Below are 3,754 nucleotides of genomic sequence, written 5' to 3'. Positions count from 1 at the left end.
TTGGGGGTTAGAGGCATGCTCCTTTCAAGCCCTGCACCAACTATCGCCTATCGCTGTCCGGTCATCATCGCCATTCAGAACCAATCGAGCGGAAGCGTTGCCTAGCATTAGGTTTGCTCCTTGCCCCAGACCCGATGGGGAGCAAATGCGTTTGCGTTTGTGAAAGCATCGCGCAGCGATAACGCAAAGATAAGCTGGAGAAGATCAGCGAGCGGGCGTTCATGTCTTCAGAGCATTACAAGTTCGACCTTTTCTTGCGCTACCACCGAGAGCAAGCCCGGTGGGCGCGTCAACTGGCGGAGCGGCTGGATCGCGAGGGTTTCAAAGTCTGGTTTGACCGCTGGATGCTGCAGCCGGGGGATAACCGCAAGCTGGAGCTGCAACTGGCCATCGAACAATGCCGCTGGGTGGGAGTGGTGGCCTCTCCAGAGTTTGTTGCCGATCCCTGGCCAAGGGATGAGCTGTACAGCGGGTTTCCCCATGCCCCGGCACGACAAAACCAGCGCCTGCTGACGCTGCTGCACACCCCCACTGAGCTACCCCGCCCCCTGGAAGAGGCGCCCCTGCTGGATTTTACCGGTTCAGAAGAGGATCCGGTGCTGTTTGAGTACCGCGCCTTGGAGCTAATGCACTTTTTGGATCCCAGCTTCCCTGCCCCCGGGGATCTGCAGCGGTTCCGGCTGCAATACCGCCGCCGTGAGGGGAAAGAGTCCCTGGAAGATGAAGAGGTGCGGGGATTTCAGGCCTTTTTGCGGGCCATCCAGATGGCCATCCTGCGCATTGCCACAGGCGAAACCCCCTCCGCCACGCCAGAAGAAGGAGCGCGTCAGATCGCCATTTTGCAGTTCATTCAGCGGCTGTTTCAGTGGAACAGTGCCGACATCCAATTCGAGCGGGGGGAAGACTGGCGTCGCCGCGGCAACCTGACGGAAGCCCTGGCCGCCTACGACCGGGCTCTGAACATGGATCCCAACTTCGCCCTGGCTTGGAGCCGCCGTGGGGATGTGCTGGTGCAGCTGGCCCGCTACCGCGAGGCGGTGGACAGCTACAACGGATCCCTGAGCATCAACCCCTACGACGAAGAAACCCGGCTGCGCCTGGCCCTGATTCTGGGGCGCCTGGGGCAGTACAAGTCGGCGGTGGTTAACTACGACAAGGTGCTGGAGAGCAACCCGGAAGATGCTCTGGCCTGGCATAACCGCGGCATCCGCCTGCTGCAACTGAAGCGGTCTAAGCTGGCCCTGAACAGCCTGAACAAGGCGCTGCGCTACAACCCCAAACAGCCCCGCACCTGGCTGGCGCGTGGGATCGTGCTGCGGCGGCTGCGTCGGCCCAGCTCGGCAGCGGCCAGTTTTGCCCGGGTCTTGAAGCTCAACCCCAGAAGTGCGCGGGTTTGGCGCTACCAAGGCAATGCCCTCTTCCACTGCCACCGGCTGCGCTCGGCTGTCGAGTGTTACAAGCGCTCGCTGCGGCTGCGTCGCCGGGATCCCATAACCCTGCACAACTTGGGGGTGGCCCTGCTGCGCTTGGGGCAGTATCGGCTGGCCAGCAAGGCCCTAGAACGCGCCCTGCGCTACGATGCCGACAACTACAAAAGCTGGTACGCCCGCGGTGTGGCCTTCCAGAAATTGGGCTACCTGAAAGAAGCCTGTATCCACTTCGAGGAAGCCCTCAAGATCAAGCCGGAGCACTTTCCAGCCCGCTATGCCTTGGCGGTAGCTCAGCAGGAGCTGGGGCAATATGAGACCAGCCTACGGCATTTCCAGCGCTTGGTGCAGCAGCGTCCCGGCAGTTCTGCCTGCTGGTTTGGCCAGATCACCGGCCTGCGGCGCCTGGGCCGGCTGGAAGAAGCCCGTGCCGCCTGCCAGCAGATGATCCACCTCAACGAACGGGATCCCTGGGGCTGGTTTGCCCTGGGGTTGATCTACAGCGAGCTGAGGGATCCCGAACAAGCTGTGCAAGCCTACTCGCGGGTTTTGCAGCTCACCCCAGAAGATGCTGTGGCCCTCAACAACCGCGCCTGGGAAGCCTTGAAATTGGGGAAGCTGGAACCTGCCCTGGCAGACGCCCAACAGGCCACGCACCTGGATCCGCAGCGGCCCGCCTTTTGGCATACCCTGGGGCTGATTCAACTGCGGGCCGGCCAGCGAGCAGCCGCCCAAGCCAGCTTGCAGCGCTGTCTGGAGCTGGATCCGCAATTTCAGCCGGCCCAAGCCGCCCTGCAGGACTTGGCCCAGGAAGACTCGGCCTCGCCGGCGGGAACAGCTCTGCCGGATTTGGAAACCCTCACTCCCCAACCGCAGCCGGTTGACCCCAACCCCTAGCAGGATCCCCTGGGCTTTCAGACCCCAAGGACAATGCCTGCAGCAGGCAGACGGGAGCAGAACATGCCACACTGGATCCCGCCCCCCAGGACCGACACGCATGGATCCCTATCTGATCCCTGTCAAGCTTCCCCACAGCTCCTACGATATTCTCCTCCAGTCTGCCGAAGGCCCCCCTGGCCACAGCCTCATCCAGCTGGGATCCCAAATGCGAGCTAGAGGGCTTTCCGGCAAGGCTCTGGTGGTGAGCCATCCCGGCATTGCCAAACACTTTGCCGAGAAGTTGCTGCAGGGGCTGCAACAAGCGGGGTTTGCCGCCCACCTCTGCCTATTGCCTGCCGGCGAACGCTACAAAACCCTGCGCTCGGTGGCCAAGATCTACGACGCCGCCCTAGCCTTTGGCCTGGAGCGCTCCTCCACCTTGGTGGCTCTAGGAGGGGGGGTCATTGGCGACATGGTGGGGTTTGCCGCCGCCACCTGGCTGCGCGGGATCCCTTTTGTGCAGGTGCCCACTTCGCTTTTGGCCATGGTGGATGCGGCCATCGGCGGCAAGACCGGCGTCAACCATCCTGGTGGGAAAAATCTCATTGGGGCCTTCTACCAGCCGCGCCTGGTGTGGATCGACCCAACGCTGTTGCAGACCCTGCCCCGGCGGGAATTTACCTCGGCCCTGGCGGAAGTCATCAAATACGGCGTCATCCAGGCTGCCGACCTATTTGAGTTTTTGCAAGACCGGCCCAGGCTGAGGCGCTACGCCGATTTTGCCCCTGCGGATCTGCACTATCTGCTGCGGCGCTGTGCCGAGTGCAAAGCCTGGGTGGTGCAACAGGACGAGCGGGAAGGGGGCCTGCGGGCCATCTTGAACTACGGCCATACCCTCGGCCATGCCCTGGAAACCGTTACCGGCTACCGCCGCTACCTGCACGGGGAGGCGGTGGCGATTGGCATGGTGGCTGCGGGGGAGATCGCCCGTCGCCTGGGGTGGTGGAGCGCGGCTGAGGCCGAGCGGCAGCGACGCCTTATCGAAAGGGCAGGGCTGCCCAGCCACTGGCCCGCCGGGATCCCTTGGGAGGCGGTGCTGCAGGCGCTGCAGGCGGACAAAAAAGTCAAGCAAGGGCGGATCCGCTTCGTTCTGCCCCGCCGGATTGGCCAAGCGGAGCTGACCGATCAAGTCGAGCTGGCGGATGTGCAGGCCGCTCTGGCGGCGATGACGGCAACCTCTTGAGCCCTAGAATTAGGAAAAGCTGAGGACAAGAAAGCATGGGACGGCAACAACGGGTAGCCATCCTAGGGGCCACAGGAGCCGTAGGAGTGGAGCTGCTGAAGCTGCTGGAAGAGCGCCGCTTTCCGGTGGCAGAGCTGAAGCTGTTGGCCTCGCCCCGCTCGGCGGGCACTTGTTTGACCTTCAAGGGGGAGCGGATCCCGGTGGA

At 63.0% G+C, this 3,754-nt stretch carries 2 protein-coding genes and 1 pseudogene; all 3 read left to right on the top strand.

The genetic code is table 11. The annotated features are described in order from the left end of the window. The first annotated feature begins 221 nt into the window (after positions 1-221). A complete protein-coding gene (locus NW819_RS04540) occupies positions 222-2,324 on the top strand; it encodes a tetratricopeptide repeat protein (protein WP_414413022.1) in 2,103 nt (700 codons plus the stop codon). Positions 2,325-2,424: 100 nt separating this feature from the next. Beyond that, positions 2,425-3,549, top strand: a complete 1,125-nt coding sequence (gene aroB / locus NW819_RS04535; RefSeq protein ID WP_414413021.1) for a 3-dehydroquinate synthase — start codon at positions 2,425-2,427, stop codon at positions 3,547-3,549. Between the two features lie 35 nt (positions 3,550-3,584). Continuing rightward, positions 3,585-3,754 (top strand): annotated as a pseudogene (locus tag NW819_RS04530) (aspartate-semialdehyde dehydrogenase); the annotation flags it as partial.

This window comes from Synechococcus sp. R8-2, assembly GCF_047461715.1.
Taxonomy (GTDB): domain Bacteria; phylum Cyanobacteriota; class Cyanobacteriia; order Thermostichales; family Thermostichaceae; genus Thermostichus.
The sequence above is the reverse complement of the archived record's forward strand: the minus strand, read 5'-3'. Positions and strand labels throughout refer to the sequence as shown.